This window comes from Streptomyces sp. NPDC005931 (genome assembly GCF_042871235.1).
Lineage (GTDB): Bacteria > Actinomycetota > Actinomycetes > Streptomycetales > Streptomycetaceae > Streptomyces.
This window is the reverse complement of record NZ_JBIAIG010000008.1, coordinates 309,569-329,544: the sequence shown is the minus strand read 5'-3', so window position 1 is coordinate 329,544 and position 19,976 is coordinate 309,569. Positions and strand designations below refer to the sequence as shown.

Annotated in this window: 13 protein-coding genes and 1 pseudogene; 5 read left to right on the top strand and 9 right to left on the bottom strand. The window is 70.9% G+C overall.

What is annotated here, in order from left to right; all coding sequences use genetic code 11:
* From ACFYOV_RS20965 to ACFYOV_RS20935, 7 genes are all read right to left on the bottom strand, one after another.
* A partial coding sequence (locus ACFYOV_RS20965) for a transposase (protein ID WP_389089649.1) occupies positions 1-330 on the bottom strand: 330 nt, incomplete at its 3' end.
* A 156-nt stretch (positions 331-486) separates the two neighbouring features.
* The gene (locus tag ACFYOV_RS20960; RefSeq protein ID WP_389089648.1) at positions 487-690 is read right to left on the bottom strand and encodes a hypothetical protein; all 204 of its coding nucleotides are present in this window, start codon (positions 688-690) and stop codon (positions 487-489) included.
* Positions 691-831: 141 nt separating this feature from the next.
* On the bottom strand, positions 832-1,584 hold the full coding sequence (locus tag ACFYOV_RS20955) for an NAD-dependent epimerase/dehydratase family protein (protein WP_389089646.1): 753 nt from the start codon (positions 1,582-1,584) through the stop codon (positions 832-834).
* 923 nt (positions 1,585-2,507) lie between these two features.
* Complete coding sequence (locus ACFYOV_RS20950) at positions 2,508-3,290, bottom strand: thioesterase II family protein (RefSeq protein ID WP_389089645.1); 783 nt, start codon at positions 3,288-3,290, stop codon at positions 2,508-2,510.
* Positions 3,287-4,777, bottom strand: a complete 1,491-nt coding sequence (locus ACFYOV_RS20945) for a tryptophan 7-halogenase (RefSeq protein ID WP_389089643.1) — start codon at positions 4,775-4,777, stop codon at positions 3,287-3,289. The genes ACFYOV_RS20950 and ACFYOV_RS20945 overlap by 4 nt, the downstream gene beginning before the upstream one ends.
* Before the next feature lie 11 nt (positions 4,778-4,788).
* Positions 4,789-12,306 (bottom strand): amino acid adenylation domain-containing protein, encoded by a 7,518-nt coding sequence (locus tag ACFYOV_RS20940; RefSeq protein ID WP_389089642.1) that lies wholly within the window; start codon positions 12,304-12,306, stop codon positions 4,789-4,791.
* Positions 12,307-12,350: 44 nt separating this feature from the next.
* Entirely contained in the window at positions 12,351-12,554 is a 204-nt protein-coding gene (locus tag ACFYOV_RS20935; protein WP_389089641.1) for an MbtH family protein, read from the bottom strand.
* A gap of 203 nt (positions 12,555-12,757) precedes the next feature.
* Here ACFYOV_RS20935 and ACFYOV_RS20930 point away from each other — a divergent pair, with 203 nt between their 5' ends.
* From ACFYOV_RS20930 to ACFYOV_RS20910, 5 genes and pseudogenes are all read left to right on the top strand, one after another.
* Positions 12,758-13,189, top strand: coding sequence for an enediyne antibiotic chromoprotein (locus tag ACFYOV_RS20930; protein WP_389089640.1), 432 nt, complete (start codon positions 12,758-12,760; stop codon positions 13,187-13,189).
* 71 nt (positions 13,190-13,260) lie between these two features.
* Positions 13,261-14,505, top strand: a complete 1,245-nt coding sequence (locus tag ACFYOV_RS20925; protein WP_389089638.1) for a beta-ketoacyl-[acyl-carrier-protein] synthase family protein — start codon at positions 13,261-13,263, stop codon at positions 14,503-14,505.
* Between the two features lie 5 nt (positions 14,506-14,510).
* Positions 14,511-15,560, top strand: a complete 1,050-nt coding sequence (locus ACFYOV_RS20920) for a beta-ketoacyl synthase N-terminal-like domain-containing protein (RefSeq protein WP_389089637.1) — start codon at positions 14,511-14,513, stop codon at positions 15,558-15,560.
* 22 nt (positions 15,561-15,582) lie between these two features.
* Entirely contained in the window at positions 15,583-17,265 is a 1,683-nt protein-coding gene (locus ACFYOV_RS20915) for a phytoene desaturase family protein (protein ID WP_389089635.1), read from the top strand.
* Positions 17,266-17,342: 77 nt separating this feature from the next.
* A pseudogene (locus ACFYOV_RS20910) lies at positions 17,343-18,101 on the top strand (helix-turn-helix domain-containing protein); the annotation flags it as partial.
* A gap of 399 nt (positions 18,102-18,500) precedes the next feature.
* Here the strand turns inward: ACFYOV_RS20910 and ACFYOV_RS20905 are convergent.
* Both ACFYOV_RS20905 and ACFYOV_RS20900 read right to left on the bottom strand, forming a co-directional pair.
* The gene (locus tag ACFYOV_RS20905; RefSeq protein WP_389089633.1) at positions 18,501-19,163 is read right to left on the bottom strand and encodes an O-methyltransferase; all 663 of its coding nucleotides are present in this window, start codon (positions 19,161-19,163) and stop codon (positions 18,501-18,503) included.
* A gap of 40 nt (positions 19,164-19,203) precedes the next feature.
* Complete coding sequence (locus ACFYOV_RS20900; protein ID WP_389089632.1) at positions 19,204-19,962, bottom strand: phenylalanine 4-monooxygenase; 759 nt, start codon at positions 19,960-19,962, stop codon at positions 19,204-19,206.
* Positions 19,963-19,976 lie beyond the last annotated feature (14 nt).

The window sequence follows — 19,976 nt, the reverse complement described above, 5'->3', positions numbered from 1 at the left end:
CGAACGCAGCCATGGAGAGACGTCCACGGCCAGGACCAGCCGCCCGTCCGGAAACCGGGGCAGCGGAAGCCCGGCCAGCAGCGAGCGCAGTCGGCCGGTGTCGATCCGGCCCTGATTGAGGCCGTCGTACATCGCACCGTGCCCACGGCGGTGCTCGGGCAGCAGTGTCAGCTCCACCGCCGAGTGCACGGCACCCGGCGCACACAACACCGCGTCCACCAGCTCGAACAGCTCATCGCCCCGGACGGTCAGACACTCGTACAACTCGGCCCGGAAGCGTGACGCTTCCGCGAACGTTTCTCCTTGAACAGCTTCAGGCAGCAGGCTCACCCTCACGGCCTTCGTTCTGATTAGTGCACCTTGGTCGGAGCACATGATCAGGCGAAGGCCGCCTCAGCGTCCGGAGAATACCCAGGTGAGCGACCCAGTTCGAGAAGCCGTTCGGCGCCAGAGTTACAGATCAAGCTGAGCAGCCATGCGGAGTCCTCACAGGGACTGGCGCTGCGAGCGCCGCGACGCGCGGAAAGTGACACCAAGGACTCCGCCTGCACCACCGCCGAGCACCAGGCCCATCGCCATGTTGTCGAAAACAGCCAGCCCGAGCACGAGTCCAACTGGAATGCCGATCAGCATGCCTACAACAAGCCCTGCGCTGATGGACGGTACTCGGGCTTCCTCGTCGTTCGTCACACGATCATGGTGCCGAACGAGCCCTCCAGGGACGAGCTTCAATACGGCCAACCTTCAAGGTCGGCCGTACCTTAAAGAACAAGCTAATGCCACGCGGATGCCACATCCTCTAGCCGGAAGCCCCTCCCCCACCGTCGCGGATCATGGCCCCGAGATGTGCTTGAGGGTGAAGTCGGGCTCGGCGTAGAGGCCGGCTTGGACTCCGGTCGGATCGGCTGGAGGATCCCCCGGGATGTTGGCAGCGTGGTCTTCGGCGTTGTCGAGGGGGACGTAGGCCAGTTCCGACACGTCGGGCAGTTTCCAGAAGCGGCGGGTGTTGGCGGAGACGGCGTACGCCGTGACGAAGCGGGTGGAGGACGGTGCAGTCAGGGCGGCCCGGATGTAGCCGACGGCGTCGCGCGGGCTCAGCCAGGTCGCCAGGTGCCGTGGTTCGGTAGGCGTGTGCTCGAAACTGCCGATGCGCAGGCATATCACCGACAGACCGAACTTGTCGGAGTACAACTGCCCGAGTGCCTCGACAGCCACCTTGCTCACCCCGTAGAGGCCGTCAGGGCGTGCCGGCTCCTGTGGACCGGTGAGATGTCCGGCGGGGTAGAAGCCGGTCACACGGTTGCTGCTCGCCAGCACCACCCGCTCGATACCCGTGCGCCGCGCCGCCTCCAAGACGTGGTGCGTGCCCAGCACATTGGCTTCGAGCAGGTCCGGAAGCGGAGCCTCGTCGGGCACGCCGCCCAAGTGGAGTACGCGGTCGGCTCCCGCGAGGGCCGATTCCACTGCGACGGCGTCCCGCAGGTCCACGATGTGCACGTCTTCGTTCTCGGTCTCCGGGCGGAGCGGTACGCGGTCAAGCAGAACCAGGCGTGCCGCCTCGCGTCGTAGCGCCTCACGCACCACGCAACCGATGGTGCCCGCTGCCCCTGTTACGGCCACTGTTCCCAGACTCACGGCTCTCCCCCTGACTTCGACGCCCCTTGCATGTTCGCGCGCGTTGATCCACTCATCAAGGCGGTGGGGAACTGAGCGAGCAGGGCTGGGGATCTCCTGAGCGAGAGGTGGGGATGCTCAAGGAGCGCCAACACCGTCACCCGATCAGTGGCCACGCCCGAAAACGCTCATTGAACTGCGCGCCAGTTGCACTTCGGACATTCTTTACGCGTTCTCAAGGCCCCTGCCGACAGCGGGACGCAGACCCCCGCAAGACCACTGCGGCGCTGCACTGGGGCCCGTCTTCACACGTGCCTACTGAGCTGCCGACGCGATGACCACCAGGATTCACCTCGTCTGCGACGGCCAAGGCAGGCCGCCGGCCCTCCTGGTCACTCCGGCCAACGTCATGACGGCATCTGCGCGCAGCCGCTGCTGGAATGCATCCGCGTCCCACGCCTCGGCCCCGGCCGTCCGCGCTGTCGTCCCGACCACGTGATCGCAGACAAGGCGTACAGCTCTCGCACATCCGCGCCTACCTGCGCGAACGCGGGATCGGCCACACCATCCCCGAGAAGGCCGACCAACAGCGACACCGGCACAACCGCGGCCGCCAAGGCGGCCGACCCTCAGCTTCCACCCGCGAGCCGTACCGTCGACGCAACACCGTGGAGCGGTGCTTCAACACTGAAGCACCTCCGAGGCGCCGCCACCAAGACCGTCACCTGCGACGAAGCGGCGGTCAGCCTGGCGTCGTTCCTGCTCTGGGTGAAGACGGGGCCAAAGGGTGTTGCAGAACGGACCGAAGGATCGCGCAGCGCCTCGCACGCGAGATCAACAAGCATCGCCAGTCGTCAGGAAACCGGACGACGAGAAGCTCTCGGCAGGCAGGATCATGGCGGGTACACAGCGTTGATCTCCTTCTGCAACACCCTTTGGTGCCTCTCTTGAGCGAGGTCCGCGGCGAGGAGGTCCGCTACCCGCCGGGTGTGCTCGGTCAGGTAGAAGTGGCCACCCTCGTACTCATGGAAACGGCACACGCCCGTGGTGTGCCGTTTCCAGTCGCGCACGACGTGCGGCGGGGTGCGGGAATCACGGCTCCCGGTGAGGACCCGCAGCGGGCAGTCCGGCTCGGTTCCCGGGCGCCACTGGTAGGACCGTACGGCATGGTAGTCGGCCCGGATGGCCGGAAGGATCAGTTCCAGCATCTCCGGGTCGGCGAGGAGTCCGCGGTCCGTCCCGTTCAGCCTGCGCAGGTCCGCAAGCAGGTCGGCGTCATCCTTGATCCCCTTCGTGGCCTCGACGCCCCACGAGGGAGCCGGGCACCCGGACACGTACAGCCGCGCCGGCTTCAGACGGCGGGCCACCTCGTACGCCACCAAGGCGCCCATGCTGTGTCCGAACAAGGCCAGCGGACCTTCCTTCCGGACAGGCCCGAGCACCGCGACCACGTGCTCCGCGAGTTCGTGGAGGTCGTTGATCGCAGGCTCGTGCCAGCGGTCCTGGCGGCCCGGGTACTGGACCGCCAGGACCTGTGCGACGCCGCTGAGCTGGGCCGACAGGGGCACGAAGGAGCCCGCCGAGCCGCCGGCGTGGGGAAAGCAGACCAGCCGGGCCGGCCGGGTCGACGGGTCGGGCGCGCTGTGGAAGCTACGCAGCCAGGGCTTTTGGCTCATCGCTCGGCGGATGCCACCCAGCGCAGGCTGTCGGCTGAGGGGACCAACCCGCCGGGAAGCAGCGCGGCCGCCGAATCGATGTCGCCGCCGAGCGCGGCCTCGACCTGGATCTGAGTGCCCTGCTCCATCACGCTGCCCATGATCTCCGACTGGTACATCGGGGTGGAGTCGTCCGCACCGGTCCGGTCGACCTGCGCCACCGACCGCTCCAGTTCACCGGATGTCTGCTTGAACCGCGCCCGTACCGATTCGGCGTCCACGAAGGCACCGTCGAGGGAGGCGACCCCGCCCACCAGCTCGACGAAAGCCTCGAGTTCGGAGTCGGCGAAGCTGGTGACCTTCTTGGCCTGCCAGAAGTAGGAGTTGTGGTCGCTGTTCATGTCGTAGAACGAGACCAGGAACTCGTAGAACAGGCCGTACTCGTGGCGGTACCGCGCCTCGAACTCGCCGAAGCTCGCCTCCTCGTCGAGTTCGCCCGCCAGTACGGAGTTGATGGACCGCGCGGCGAGCAGAGCGCTGTAGGTCGCGAGGTGGACCCCGGAGGAGAAGACCGGGTCGATGAAGCACGCGGCATCGCCGACCAGCACCATTCCCGGGCGCCAGTAGCGGCTGTTGCTGTACGAGTAGTCCTTCCGGACGCGCACCTGCCCGTACACGCCTTCCGTCACGCGCGTGGCGTCGGCCAGCAGGTCGTCGATCCGGGGGCACTTGGCGATCAGCCGCGCGAGGGCATCGGCCGGGTCGCCCTGCACCGAGTCCGCGAACTCGCGGGTCACCACCGCGCCCACGCTGGTGAGGGTGTCGCTCAACGGGATGTACCAGAACCAGCCTTCGTCGAAGGCGGCACAGAAGATGTTGCCCCGCTTCGGCGCGGGCAGCCGCTTGCCGCCCTCGAAGTAGCCGAAGATCGCGACGTTGCGGAAGAACTCCGAGTAGGTGCGCTCGCCGCCGGCGCGGCGGTGGATCCGGCTCCTGTTGCCGGACGCGTCGACGACGTACCGCGCGCTGACCGTGTGCCGGGTGCCGGTGGAGTCGGTGTAGGCGACCCCGCGGACCCGCTCAGCGTCCTCGATCACCTCGGTCACGGCGCACTCCTCCCGCACGTCCACCCCCAGCTTGCGGGAGTGCTTGAGCAGGATGTCGTCGAACTTCATCCGTTCGACCTGGTACGCGTGGGAGGTCGGCCCGGCCATCCGCGGCGAGATGGCGAAGGCGAAGGACCACGGCTCGGGGCTGCTGCCCCACCGGAAGGTGCCACCGAGCTTGCGGGTGAATCCGGCGCGCTCGATCTCCTCGGACACGCCCAGCAGCCCGCAGATTCCGTGCACGGTGGCCGGCAGCAGTGACTCGCCGATCTGGTACCGCGGGAAGGACTCCTTCTCGAGCAGCAGCACCCTGTGCCCCTGTTTGGCCACGAAGGACGCCACGGTCGAGCCGCTCGGGCCTCCGCCCACCACGACGACGTCGAATTCTTCTGCAGATGACAAGGGAGATCTCCTCAACTTCCCGGGCGTGGACGTGGACGCAGCACCGGCCGCTGACGTGTGCGAGCCACGGCCAGCCGGGCCGAGAGCTTTTCGACCGTGGTCGCGTTGAACAGGTCGGGAATGGCGAGTTCGACGCCCAGCGTCGCGCGGATCCGGGACACCAGCCGGGTCGCCAGCAGCGAGTGCCCGCCGAGGTCGAAGAAGTCGTCGTCGATGCCGACCTTCACCACGCCGAGCAGTTCCGCGAACAGTCGGCACAGCACTTCCTCGCGCTCGTTCCGCGGCCCCCGGCCGGTGCCGGCGCCGGTCCGGCCCGGTGCGGGCAGGGCGCGCCGGTCCACCTTGCCGTTCGGCGTCAGCGGCAGCTCGTCCAGGACGACCAGGGCCGAAGGGAGCATGTGGCCCGGCAGGGAGTCCTGCACGTGCGCCTTCACCGCGGCGACCAGGGAGGCTGCCTCGGCCGACCGGGACGGGTCGTTGGTCAGCGGCCGGGGTTCCGAGCGGGGCGGTTCGGCCCGGTACCCGGTCGTGGGCACCCCCGTCGCCGCCCGGTCGACGAACAGCACGTCGAGCGTTCCGTCCTGGCCCCCGGGCAGCGTCAACGCGCGGTAACCGGCCCGGTCGGCCGGCTCGGAGAAGTCGTCGGGATCCGGGAGGGCGTCGTTGCGTGCCGCCAGCCTGTCCCGGGCGGCTTCCGCCGTGCCGCCGTCCGCCAGGACACGTACCGCCGCCAGCTCGTGCTCGACCCGCGCGTCGGGGACGCCGCGCAGCCGGACGGGAGCGGGGTACGCCGCGGCCAGTCGTTCCGCCAGCACGTCGAGACCTTCGATCTCGACGCCCCACGTGAGTTCACGGGCGTCGCCGGTGTCGATGTGACCGTACGGCTGCTTGTGGAGGACGACGTCGTAGCGGTGCGCGGTCAGCTCGTTGCGGAAGTCCGACCGCTTCAGGCGGAGGTCGGCCGCGGGGTCCAGCTCGGTGAAGAAGGCCGGAGCGATCAGCAGTTCCTTCTCCAGGGAGATGGACCGCTCGACCGCCACGCGAATCGCCGCGCCGTCGGTGACGCCGTCCGACTGGCCCAGTTCGACCGCTGTGCGCAGCGCCGTCAGCAGGTGCAGGTTGCGTACGTCGCCGACGAACACCCGGCCGCCGGGAACCAGCAACCCGAGCAGGCCGCGCAGCACCTTCTCCAGATAGCCGGCGTTGGGGAAGTACTGCACGACGGAGTTCAGCACCACCGTGTCGAAGACTCCCTGCGGCAGCCCTTCGAGGTCGTGGGCGGGCTGGGCCCGCAACTCGACGCGTTCCGCGAGCCCGGGGTGCCGGGCGACCTGCGAACGGACCTGCTCGACGATCCGGGCCGAGATGTCGGTGCCCCAGTAGCTCTCGCACTGCGGCGCTATCTTCGAAAGGAGCAGTCCGGTGCCCATGCCTATCTCGAGCACGCGCCCGGGCCGCAGTCCGAGGATCCGGTCGACGGTCGCGTCGCGCCAGGCGCGCATCTCCTCGACGGGGATCGGCCGCCCGTCATAGCTGCTGTTCCAGCCGGAGAAGTCCTCGCCGAACTCGGTCGCCTCGCCGCCGGTGTGGAGCGAGTCGTAGGTGAGCCGCCACTCTCCTACCTGCCGCTCGTCCCGGTCCTGCGCCACGGCCGGGTCGTTGCCGCTGGGTACGAGATAGCCGACGAGCTGCTTGCCGCCCGGCTGGTCCTCGCGGGGCACGACCACGGCCTGCGCCACGCCGGGGTGAGCGGTCAGCGCCGCCTCGATCTCACCGAGTTCGATGCGGAAGCCGCGGACCTTCACCTGGTCGTCGGACCGGCCGAGGAACTCGAGCTGGCCGTCGCCGCGCCACCGGACGACGTCGCCGGTCCGGTACATGCGCTCCCCGGGGGCGCCGAACGGGCAGGCCACGAACCTGCCGGCGGTCAGTCCGGGGCGCCGCAGATAGCCGCGCGCGAGGGCTTCTCCCGCGATGTGGAGCTCGCCGGCCACACCCGGCGGAACGGGCCGCAGCCCGTCGTCGAGGACGTAGAGCCGCGTGTTGTCCAGCGGTCGTCCGATGGGCGGCAGGGTGCCGTCGGGAACCAGCCGGTCACTGATGGTGGCGCACACGGTGGCCTCGGTCGGCCCGTAGGCGTTGACCATCCAGCGGCCGGGCGCCCAGCGGTCCACGATGTCGGCGGAGCAGGCGTCGCCCGCGAGGATCAGCTTGGTCGACGCCGGCAGGCCGTCGTCCGGCAGGGCCGCGAGCACCGGCGGCGGAAGGGTCACGTGGGTGATGCCCTGATCGTGCATCAGCGCGCTCAGCCCCGGTCCCGGCATGATCTTCGAGCCGGGAGCGACGACCAGCGTCGCACCGGCCAGCAGTGCCATGCACATGTCGGAGAACGCGCCGTCGAAGCTGGGCGACGCGAACTGCAGCACAACGCTCTCCGGCGTGACCTCCAGGCGCTCGATCTCGCTGCCCATACGGCTCGCGATGCCCGCGTGAGCCACCACGACGCCCTTGGGAACGCCGGTGGAGCCGGAGGTGTAGATGACGTACGCGGCATCGCCCGGCCGCAGAGGCGCCACGCGGTCGTCGTCCGTCAGATCGTTGTCGGGCAGCCGGGAGACGGCCGACCGGGTCGCCTCGTCGAGGACGATCCGCTCGGTCCCCACGGGCAACGGAACGGTACTGTCCGCCTCGGTCAGCACACACCGCGGCGCGGCGTCGCCGAGCATGAACGCGATGCGCTCCGCGGGGTAGTCCGGGTCCACAGGGACAAACGCGGCACCGGCCTTCAGCACCGCCAGCTCGGCCGTGATCAGCTCGATCGACCGGGGCAGCGCGAGCGCGACGAAGTCGTTCGGCCCCACGCCGTGCCCGGCCAGCAACCGGGCCAGCCGGTTGGCGTCGGTGTTCAGCTCCCGGTAGGTGAGCGAGGAGCCCTCGTAGCGGAGCGCGACCGCGTCGGGGGTCGCGGCCACCTGTGCCTCGAAGAGCTCCGGGAAGACGGACGGGGCGACGTCCCGGTCGGTGTCGTTCCACTCGTGCAGCACCAGGCGCCGCTCGGCGGCGTCGAGCACGTCGACATCGCCGAGACGCGTCCCGGGGTCGGTCGTCATCACCTCGAGCACCCGGACGAGCCGGTCCACCATCCGCTCGACGGTGGCCGCATCGAACAGCTCGACGGCGAACTCGACCACACCCGTCAGCCCGTTCGGCGTGCCCTGCTCGTCGAACTGCTCGAACACGCTGAACGCCAGGTCGAACTTCGCCGTCTCGGTGTAGAGCTGGGTGGCCTCCACCGTCAGCCCGGGCAGCCGGAACTCGACGTCCGCCAGGTTCTGGAACGCCAGCATCACCTGGAACAGGGGGTGCCGCGAGGTCGACCGGCTCGGGTTGAGGATCTCGACCAGACGCTCGAACGGCAGATCCTGGTTGGCGTAGGCGCTGAGGTCGGTCTCCCGCACCCGCGCGATGATCTCGCGCAGCGACGGGTCGCCACCGAGGTCGGTGCGCAGCACCAGGGTGTTGACGAAGAACCCGACGAGCCCGTCCAGGTTCTCGTCCATCCGGCCGGCGACGGCCGTGCCGACGGGGATGTCCGTACCCGCGCCCAGGCGGTTCAGCAGCGCGGACAGGCCCGCCTGCACCACCATGAACAGGCTGACGTCGCTCTGCCGGGCGAGCTCGGTGAGCCGCAGGTGGAGTTCGGCGCCGATGTCGAACCGGACGGTCGAGCCCCGGTAGCTGGCGACCGCCGGGCGCTGCCGGTCCACCGGCAGCGGCAGCTCCTCCGGCACGCCTTCCAACGCCCTCGACCAGTAGCGGATCTGCTCGTTGATCAGGCTGTCCGGGTCGTCCTCGGTGCCCAGCAGCTCCTGCTGCCACAGTGTGTAGTCCGCGTACTGGACGGGCAGTTCCGGCGCACGGTCGTCGAGCCCGGCGGCCCGGGCCTCGTAGGCGGCGGCCAGGTCGTCCGCCAGCGGGGCCATCGACCAGCCGTCGCCCGCGATGTGGTGGATCACCAGGGCGAGTACGTGGTCGGTCGGGGACAGCGCGAACAGCCGCGCCCGCAACGGTGGGTCGACGGACAGGTCGAACTCCCGGCCGCAGAAGGACGCGACCTCGGCGTCCAGCGTCTGCGGGGTGACCTCGGTGCACGGCAGTGCCGGCCGGACGTCCAGCACCCGCTGGTACGGCACACCGTCGGCCTCCCCGAACACCGTGCGCAGCGCCTCGTGCCGGTCGGTCAGGTCGCCGAGTGCCGCGGCCAGTGCCGCGCGGTCGAGCTCGCCGGTCAGCCGCAGGACGGCCGGCATGTTGTAGGTCGCGCTCCGGCCCTCCATCTGGCCGAGGAACCACAGGCGGCGCTGGGCGAACGACAGCGGCAGCCGCTCCGGACGCTGCCGGCGCGTCACGGCGGGCCGGAGCGAACCACCGACCTCGTCCAGCCGCCGCGCGAGTTGCGCCACCGTGGGTGCGCCGAAGACGTCCCGGACGGTGAGCTCCACGCCGAAGGCCGTCCTGATCCTGGCCACCAGCCTGGTCGCGAGGAGCGAGTGGCCGCCGAGGTCGAAGAAGTGGTCGTCGATGTGAACCTTGGCCGCGCCGGTGACGTCCGCGAACAGGCCGCAGAGGATCTCCTCCCGCGGGCTGCGCGGGGCACGGCTCGCAGCGGTACCGGTGACCGTGGCGGCGGGCAGCTGCCGCCGGTCCAGCTTTCCGTTGGGGGTCAGCGGGAGCCGGTCGAGGACGACGACCGCCGAGGGCACCATGTGCCCGGGCAGGACCTCGCCGGCCGACCTGCGGCTCACCGCCGGGTCTATGATCCGCCCCTCGTGCGGCACCACGTAGGCGATCAGGCGCCGCTCGCCGGGAACGTCCTCGCGGGCGACCACGGCGACCTCGCGCACGGCGCTGTCGCGCGCCAGCACGGATTCGATCTCGCCCGGTTCGATGCGGAAGCCCCGCATCTTGACCTGGTCGTCCGCCCGGCCGAGGAATTCGAGCTGTCCGTCGGAGCGCCAGCGCACGAGGTCGCCCGTCCGGTACATCCGCTCGCCCGGCACCCGCGCCACGCCGGCCGGGCAGGCGAGGAACCGCTGCCCGGTCAGCGACGGACGTCCCAGATAGCCCCGCGCCAGTCCCGGACCTGCCAGGTACAGCTCCCCCTCGAGGCCCGCGGGCACCGGGTGCAGGGCGCTGTCCAGGACGAGCACCCGCATGTTGTCGATCGGCCGGCCGATCGGCGGCGTCCCGGTGCCGGACAGCGGCTCCGACATGGTGGCGCAGACGGTTCCCTCGGTCGGGCCGTAGGCGTTGAGCATGCGCCGGCCCGGCGACCAGGTGGCGACGACCTCGGCCGGGCACGCCTCGCCCGCCACGTTGATGGTCAGATCCGAGGGCAGCTCGTCGGGCCGCATGACACTGAGGACGGCGGGCGGCAGGGTGACGTGGGTCAGAGCGTGCTTGGCGGACAGCTCGGTCAGGGCGACGCCCGGCACGAGCTGGTCGGCGCGCGCGAGCACCAGGGCCGCTCCGGACAGCAGTGCCATCGACACCTCGGAGAAGGCCGCGTCGAAGCTCGGGGACGCGAACTGCAGCACTCGGCTGTGCCCGTCCACCCCGAGCCGGGCGATCTGCGCGAAGGCGAGCGACGCCACACCGGCGTGGCTGACGACAACGCCCTTCGGCCGTCCGGTGGAGCCCGACGTGTAGATGACGTACGCCGGATGGTCCGGCAGCAGGGGAGCCAGCCGGTCCGAGTCGGTCAGGTCGGCCGCCGGGCCGGGGTCCGCGTGTGGGCCCGGCGAACCGTCGAGCACGACACGGGGAAGGTCCACGGGCAGGCCCGCCGGACTCTCCTCACCGACGACGACGCAGGCGGGCGAGGCGTCGGCGCACATGAACGCGAGGCGCTCCGCCGGGTGTTCCAGGTCGAGCGGCAGATACGCACCGCCCGCCTTGGACACCGCGAGCATGGCGGTGATCAACTCGATCGAGCGGGGAAGCGCCAGTGCCACCACGCTCTCGGGGCCGGTGCCGGCGGCGACCAGCGACCGGGCGAGCCGGTTCGCGCGGCTGTTCAGCTGGGTGTAGCTGAGCTCGGTGTCCTCGAAGACGACCGCGGTCGCGTCGGGGGTCCTGGCGGCCTGTGCCTCGAACAGTGCCGGCCACGTCGCCGCCGGGTGCTCACGGGCGGTGCGGTTCCACTCGTGTGTGACACGCCGGTGCTCCGTGGCGTCGAGCAGCTCGATCCGGCCGACCTCCACCGTCGGGTCGTCCGTCATCGCCTGCAGCACGCGCAGCAGGCCACGCTGGTGGGTCTGAAGGTCTTCCTGGTGGTACAGCGAGGCACTCGCGTCGAAGTCGACGCGCAGGCCCTGTCCGAAGCCGCGGTCGTAGACCGTGATCGACAGATCCTCGACCAGCCCGCCCGAGAGGTTGTGGGAGGTCATCGGGTGACCGCCGAAACCGCGGTCGTAGCTGAACGGCAGGATGTTGACGACAGGACCGACCAGCGATTCGTCCTCCAGGGACAGCCGCTGGTCGCGACGCATGTCCTCGTAACGGTAGCGCTGGTGGCGCAGGGCCTCGCGGGTCCGCGACAGCACGTGCCGGGTGAGGTCGGCGCAGCTCTGCCCAGCGGTGACGGTCAACCGCAGCGGCAGCAGGTTGGACACCATCCCCGGGGTGCTGGTGCCGGATGCGGTCCGGGCCGCCACCGGCAGGCCGAGCACGAGGTCCTGCGCCCCGGTCACTCGGTGCAGATATGCGGCCACAGCGGCGAGCACGACGGTCGGCTGCGCCCGCCCGGTGGACTCGGTCAGCCGCCGCTGGGCGTCCGGGCCGAGCTGCGCCGAGCAGCGCACCGAACCCTCGGCGCCGGCGGACGACCGCCCGGCCAGGGTCACCGGCTCCGGCCGGTCGGCCAGCCGAGCACGCCAGTACTCCTGGTCGGCGGTGAAGGAGCCGGAGGCACGGTAGGCGGCTTCCTGGTCGAGCAGACCGCGCAGCGGCAGCGGATCCGGCCGGTCGACCGGCTCGCCCGCGACGAGCGCGGAGTACACCTCGGCCACGCGACGGACCACCGTCGCCCCGCTGTAGCCGTCCAGGGCGGCGTGGTGGAACTGGAAGTACCACCACCAGCGGTTCGTGGCCAGCTTGAACAGCAACACGGTGTGCAGCGGGCCACGGGACAGCTCGACCGGCTGGTCCAGGTCGGCGCGCATCTGCTCCAGCGCGGCACCCTCGGGGTCCGGCCGCGCGGAGACGTCCACCAGTCCGACGCCGGTGACCGAAGCGGTGACGCGCTGGCGAGGCCCGTCCGGTCCCTCGGTGAACCTCACGCGCAGCGCCTCGGTCTCCGTCACGACCCGGCGCCAGGCGGCATCGAACGCGCCGGGATCGACGGGGCCGTGGATGTCGAAGTACTCCGCGATCCGGTAGCGACGACCACTGGGATCGAGTTGATGTCCGTACCAGATTCCGCGTTGGGCGGCGGAAAGCGGCAGCAGGTCATCGCCGACGTTGCTCATTCTCATTCCCGGGGTGAGTGCCGGTGGGCCAGGGCGGGCGAGTCTCAGGAGGCTTCGCGCAGGCTCTTCGGCCGCATGTCCGTCCAGTGCTCTTCGATGTACGCCAGGCAGGTCTCGCGGCTGCCCTCGGAGAGTTCCGCGGTCCAGCCCTCCGGAATACCGGCGAACACCGGCCAGAGCGAATACTGCCCTTCACCGTTCACCAGGACGGAAAAGACCGCATCGTTGTCGTCGAACGGATTCGCCATGTGAACTACCCCCATCGCATCGGCACGCTCCACCGCAGGCTTTCCCGCGCCTGGGTGTCCCGGCAAGGGGCAGGACGGTACGGGACGGAACGAGACGCAGGCAGTGGTGTACCGGGCATGGGGCCGACTTGTAGCCTGCCGGACGGAAACCCGGAATTCATTTCCATCCTGAAGAGGGGTCAATAATGCTCGCTGGAGACCGGATGGCGTTACTTTCGAAGGCCGCCCTCACCGCCGCGTCGGTATGCGCCGCGGTGCTGGCCGTAGCCGTACCCGCCTCGGCCGCACCCACGGCAGCGGGCGTCGCCGTCAGTCCCTCGTCCGGGCTCTCCGACGGCGCCACCGTGACCGTGGACGTGACGGGCTTCGGCGCCGGCGAGGCGGTCTCCGTGTCCGAGTGTGCCGGCACTCCCGGAACGGACACGCTGGTGTGCGACGTCGCCGGGATCAGGCAGCTCACCACCGACAGCGCCGGGGCCGGCTCGGCGACGATCACGGTGAAGAAGACGTTCCAGGGCCAGGACCAGTCCGGCAACCCGGTGACCGTCGACTGCGCCACCGTCGCCGGCGGCTGCTTCATCGGCGCCACCGACGAGGCCCGGACCCACGCCACCGCGGCGATCTCCTTCTCCTGACCAACTCCGCACGTCCGGGCCGCCGTCGGCGGCATGAGCCGGTCGACGGGCGACGAGAGGACCAGCAGTACGTGACGGGAAGCCCAACGACGAAACCCGGTCGACGCGTCGTGATCACCGGGGTCGGCGCAGTTTCCAGCATCGGCACCTCGATCGCCGAGTTCCTCGCCGGTCTGCGCGCCGGCCGGAGCGAGGTCCGTCCCATATCCGCGTTCGACACCACCGGCTTCGAGCACGACAACGGCTGCGAGATAGCCGGGTTCGAACCGGAGCGCTGGATCGAGCGGCTCGACCCCGGCGAGCTGGGCCGGGCGGCCCGGCTCGCCGTGGCCGCCGCGAGAATGGCAGCGAGCGACGCCGGGCTGACGGCGCACGTACTGGCCGCGCGCCGCGTCCTGGTGGCCGTCGGCACCACCGACGGCGAGACCCGTGACCTCGACCGGCTGGTGGCGCAGGACGTCGCGGAACCCGGTGTGATGTCCCCCAGGATCGCCCGCCGGGCCTCCACCTCGCGGCTGTCGGCCGCCGTCGCCCGCGAGTTCGCGCTGCCGCACGCCGAGGCGGTGACCATCCCCACGGCGTGCGCCGCCGGCAACTACGCGATCGGCTACGGTCTGGACGCCATCCGCGCGGGCGACACGGATCTGGCCTTCTGCGGCGGCGCGGACGCGATCTGCCTCAAGACCTTCGCCGGGTTCTACCGGCTCGGGACGATCGCTCCCGACCGCTGTCGGCCCTTCGACCTCGACCGCAAGGGCATCCTCACCGGCGAGGGGGCGGGGATGCTGGTGCTGGAGAGCCTCGACTCGGCGCTCGCCCGGGGCGCACAGATCCACGCCGAGGTCCTCGGATACGGCCTCAACTGCGATGCGTACCACCAGGTCGCACCGCTCGAGGAGAGTGTCGCCGACTGCATGCGACTGGCGGTCGCCGACGCGGGCGTCACACCGGACCAGGTGGACCTCATCTCGGCGCACGGCACGGGCACCAAGGCCAACGACAGCACCGAGGCGCGGGCGATCCACGCGGTCTTCGGCGACCGGCCGCCCCGCACGGTGTCGATGAAGTCGATGCTCGGTCACACCATGGGCGCGGCCAGCGCGCTGGCCGCGATCGGCTGCACACTGGCCCTGCAGCACGGGTTCATCCCGCCGACCGTCAACCACACGACGACCGACCCCGAGTGCGACCTCGACTGCGTACCCAACCGGTCCGTCTCGGCGGATCTGCGGATCGTGCAGAACAACGGGCTCGCCTTCGGCGGCAACAACGCGGTGGTCCTCTTCGGCCGCTACGACGACGAAGGAGCAGCGTGACCGGCATGCGATCCGTCATCACGGCCTGGTCCGCGATCTCGCCGTTCGGGCTGGGCGCCGACGCCTTCCGGGCGGGGCTGCGGGCCGGGGTCCCGGCTCCCGCCGAGGCCGCCCCGGCCGCGCCCGCCCGGCTGGTTCCGGAGTTCGACGCCCGTACCGTGCTGGGCAGGAAGGGCACCCGCTCGATGGACCGGGTCACCGCGCTGGCGGTGGCGGTGGTCGGCGACCTGGCGGGCGGGCCGGGGGCCGCCCCGCCCGCCGGGGGCCCGGCCCCCGGCCTGGTGCTCGGCACGACCGGCAGTGTGCAGTCCACGATGGACTTCACCCGCAGCTCACTCGACGGCGACCGGCCGTTCTACGTCGACCCGGCGCGTTTCCCCAACACGGTGATGAACTGCGCGGCCGGCCTGAGTGCCATCTGGCACGGGCTCAAGGGCCCGAACGCAACCGTCGCCGGCGGCCGTGCGGCCGGCCTGCTCGCGCTCAACTACGCCCGCCGGCTGCAGGCCGGCGGGCGGGCCGGCACGCTGTTCTGCGGCGCTGCCGAGGAGTACTCCGACGCGCGGGCACGGCTGCGCCACCACGGCGGACACGGCCCCGCCGGCACGGTCCTCGGTGAGGGGGCGGCCGTGTGGCGCCTGGATCCGGCCGGCTCCGCCGCCGGGCGGGACGGCCTGGCGGAGGTCGTCGCGCTGGAGTTCGGCGTGTTCGAGCACGCCGAGGAGGTCCCGGCGACGCTGCTCGGCTGTCTGCGCCGAGCACTCGAGCGGGCCGGAGCGCGTCCCGCGGACATCGCACTCGTCGCCCCGGGCGACCCGGCCGGCCCGGAACAGGCCGCGCTCACCGCCCTGTTCGGACGCCGATCGCCCGCGCGGATCGACTGCACCGGCCTGATCGGCGACGCGGCGGCCGCCGCGGCCGCCTTCCAGGTGCTGGGCGTGCTCGTCAGCGCCGAGGACGACCCGGCGCTCGCCGGCCGCCTGGCGCTGGTGACCGCGGTCGACCACGACGGCACCCTCGGCTGCGCCCTCCTGCGGCCGTGTCCCGCAGGCTGACCACAACTACGGCGAGGTCCCCTTGACCACAACCAGCACCGAAGAGCAGTGGGACGCCATCGTCGTGGGAGGCGGCCTCGGCGGCCTGACCTGCGCCGCCTACCTCGCCGCGGCGGGACGGCGGGTGCTCGTGCTCGAGCAGCACGACTGGGCGGGCGGCAACAGTCACGTCTTCCGCCGGCGCCGTGCCTACGAGTTCGACGTCGGCGTGCACTACCTGGGCGACTGCGGACCCGACGGTGTCATCCCGGCCATCCTGTCCGGCCTCGGCGCCGGCGACCGCGTACGGTTCCGCGAACTGGACCCCGGCTGCTTCGATCACATCGTGATTCCCGGGCTCACCCTCGACGTACCCGCCGACTGGGACGCGTACCTGACCCGGCTGGAGCGGATCCTGCCCGGTGACGCGGAGGGCCTGCGCACGTTCACCGGGATCTGCCGGGCCGTCGGCGGTGAGCAGCGCTGGGCACTGTTCACCGACGCGGAGCTGCCGGAGATCGCCGCCGGCACCCCGCACGTACGGGCCTGGGGCCGGCGGCCGCTGTCCGAACTGTTCGACCACTGCGGGCTTTCCGTCCGGGCCCGTACGGTGCTCGCCGCCCAGTCGCCGAACTACGGCATGAGCCCGGACGTCGCGACGGTGGCCACCCATGCCATGGTGACCGACCACTACCTGCGGGGCGCCTATGTCCCGGTCGGGGGCGGGCAGATGCTGGCCGCCACACTGATCGAGGTGCTGGAGGCGCACGGCGGCGAACTGCGCACGCGCAGCCGGGTCACCTCGATCGACGTCGTGGAGCGGACGGCCACCGGTGTGCACCTGGCCGACGGGACCTCGCTCACCGCGCCGCTGGTGATCTCCGGTGCCGACTACCGGCGTACGGTGCTGGACCTGGTCGGGGCGGAGCACTTCGGTTCGCGGATCGTCCGCACGACCCGGGAGGCGACGATGGGGCTGCCCTTCGCTACCGTCTACGTGGCCCTGGACCGTCCGCTGGCGCGGCGGGCCGAGGCCAACATCTGGTGGTACGACCACGAGGACATCGGTGAGCTCTACCGGGGTCTGCTCGCCGGCGAGCAGCCGGACGACGTGCGGTTCCTCTTCATCTCGCTCGCCTCGCTCAAGGAGCCCGGCGGCCGGCACCTGTGTCCGCCCGGACACGCGAACTTCCAGCTGATGACGATGTGCCCGCCCGGCTACCGGCACTGGGGGGTCGAGCGGGGGCCGGCCGAGGGCGGGCGGTACCGCCGCGAGTCCGCCTATCTGGCGGAGAAGCGGCGCTTCACCGACGCCGTGCTGCGGGCCGGCGAGCAGGTGCTCGGGCCGTTCCGGGACAGCATCACCCACCTGGAGCTGGCCACCCCGCTGACCCAGGAGCGGTACACGCTCTCCACCGGCGGATCCCCGTTCGGCTTGGCCACCTGGGGCGCCACGGGTGCCCGGCCGGACACCGTCACCGGAGTCAAGGGCCTGTACGTCGTCGGCCAGAGCACCCGCTACGGCAGCGGAATCACCGGGGTGATGGTCAGCGGGATCGCCTGCGCGGCCCGGATCCTCGGGCGGCCGCTGCTGTCCGAGGCGCACGCCGGCGCGGTGCTCGGCGACCCGGGTCGGCTGCCCGAGCGCGTCGCGGGATGGGACCCGCTCGCCGTCTCCCGGGGAGCCGCGAGGCGCACCGCGCGCGGACTGGCCAAGGTGGACTAGTTGTGCTGTCCATGGAGGTTGGTGACAGCGATCACGCACATGTGATCCTGAAATGGGTGAGGGCCTTCTGGCTCGGTGTGGATTGCCGCGTCTGCACCGGCGACCAGAAAGGCCCTCATGCGCCCCGTAACGCATCCCTGACCGAGACCGGCCGTCTGCGCCTGGCCCGCTGCGTCGTCGAGGACGACTGGCCCCTGCGGCCGCGGAACGCTTCCAGGTCTCCGTGAGCACCGCCAAGCGGTGGGCCGACCGCTACCGGCAGCACGGCGAGGCGGGCCTGGCCGACCGCTCCAGCCGTCCCCACACCGGCCCAGGACGAATTGCGACGCGCACCGAGCGGCGCGCATCATCAAGGTGCGCGTGCCGTGCCGATCGGGACCGGCCCGCATCGCGGGCCTGCTGCGGCTGGTGCCCTCCACCGTGCACCGGGTGCTGACCCGTTACGGCCTGGCACACCTGGACCGGGCCACCGGCCGGGTCATCCGCCGCTACGAGCGCGCCCGTCCCGGCGAACCGGCGCACGTCGACATCAGGAAGCTCGGCACCATCCCCGACGGCGGCGGCCACAGTCCTCGGCCGCGCGCGATGCCCTGGCCGCGGCCGGAATCACGCACGAGCGCACCCGCGCCTACCGGCCCCGGACGAACGGCAAGGCCGAATGCTGCAACGGCACCCTGCTCAACTAATGGGCCTACGCCCGCCCCTGCCGCTCAGAGACCGAACGGCGCGACGCCTTGCCCGACTGGCTGCACATCTGCCCTCACCACCACGGACACACGGCGCTGAAAGGCCAACCACCCGCCGGCCGCCTGCCGAGCCTCCCGGGGAAATACAACCAGTACCGCGTCGGCCAAGGTTCGCTCCGTCGCGACGCCCGGCACGCTCCCCCAGCTCTTCGGGCAGAGGGACCCCACTCGCCGCACCGGTCGAAAGCCCAAGTATGTCCAGTACGAGGGCTTCCGGCCGGCACGCCGGGAGCACGCACCGGACGCCGCTCCTTGACGGGAAAACCTTGTCCGACGCGGCACTGGCGCCTGTCGTCCGGATCAGGTCGCGGGGCGTCGACGGCGGCCTGTCGGCTCAGGTGAGCGGGGTCTGGTGCGTACGGCTGCAAGGCGGAGGACGGCGCCGATGCGGAGCATCGGCAACCGACGACAACGCGGCAGATGTGCGTGCCGACCCCGCGTCTGCAAGCCGTTCCTGACGACAGGCCGTGGGCCGGAAGACCCGTCAGGTCAGCGCTTCACGGCGAGGGTCAGGCCGTCGGCGAAGGGCAGCATGCACAGATCGACCCGGTCGTCCTCGCGCAGCTTGGCGTTGAAGGCCCGCAGCGCCCGGGTCTCGCTGTCCTGCGCCGACTCGTCGATCACCAGCCCGGACCACAGCACGTTGTCCGCGGCCAGCAGGCCACCCGGCCGCAGGAGGGTCAGACCGTACTCGTAGTAGGTCTCGTAGCCCTCCTTGTCCGCGTCGAGGAACACGAAGTCGTAGGCACCGGCCGCGCCTTCCTCCTCGACGAGGGCGGCGAGCGTCTCGCGGGCGTCGCCGACCCGGAGGTCCACCTTGTCCGCGACTCCCGCCCGCTCACAGTGCCAGAGCGCGGTCTTCGCCCACTCCTCACTGATGTCGCAGGCCGTGACACGGCCGCCGACGGGCAGGGTCAGCGCCGTACGGAGCAGGCTGTAGCCGGTGAAGACGCCGACCTCGAGGGTCCGCCGCGCGCCGATGGCGCGCAGCAGCACGGACAGGAACTGGCCCTGCTCGGGCGAGATCTGCATGTTGCGCTCGTCGAGCCGGGAGGTCTGCTCGCGCAGTTCGCGCAGCGGCGCCGGTTCGGAGAGGGAGACGTCGGCGATGTAGTCCTGAAGCTGCTCGGTGATGGTGACCTGGATTCTCATCTCTTTGCTCTCCGTCTGGTGTCGGCCGGCGGATCGGTGGTCACAGCCGGGTCAGGAACCGCTGCACCTCGGCGACCAGATGATCGACCGATTCAGCGGCGAAAAGCACGGGCATGCAGGCGGTGTCGTCGAAGTCCTGCGACACGATGTCGGCGGTGTCGAACACCCGCAGCTCCACCTGCTCCAGCGATTCCATCTCCGCGACCGAGGACAGGAGGGCCGCGCCGCACGCCTTGGGCCGGCCTCCCTCGTACACGACACCGGTCTCCAGGGAGAACCAGAAGACCTGGCTCAGGTTGCGCAGGGCGCCGGGTGAGGACACCCGCCTGGCGGCCTGGCCGAAGCGCCGGTACAGGTCCGCGAAGACGGGATCCCCCAGCATCACGGCGTGGCCGACCAGTTCGTGTATGACGTCCGGCTCCGGGGAGTGGTAGAGCGACTCGGGCCTGCGCAGGTACTGCGTCGCGTGGAACCCGCTCTCCGCGAAGGTGCCGAGGAACCGCTGGGCAGGGACGGTGCCCTCGGCGGGCCGCAGATGGAAACCGGTCAGCTCGCTCAGCACGGAGGAGACCTCGGCCAGTTGCGGAACCCGATGCCGTTCCAGGACGACCGACTCGGCGGCCCGCCGGTAATGCGCGCACGCCACTTCTTCGTGCAGTGAACTCAGTTTGCCGGTAACCGCCTCCCAGAGGGCGTCCTCCTCCTCCGAATATGCGATGGCCGGCAACGGTTCACCGGGCTGCCATTCCCTGGCCATTTGCTGACGCCGGGCTTTCTGTCGCTCGTATGCATCCGTCATCGCTCTTCCCCCAA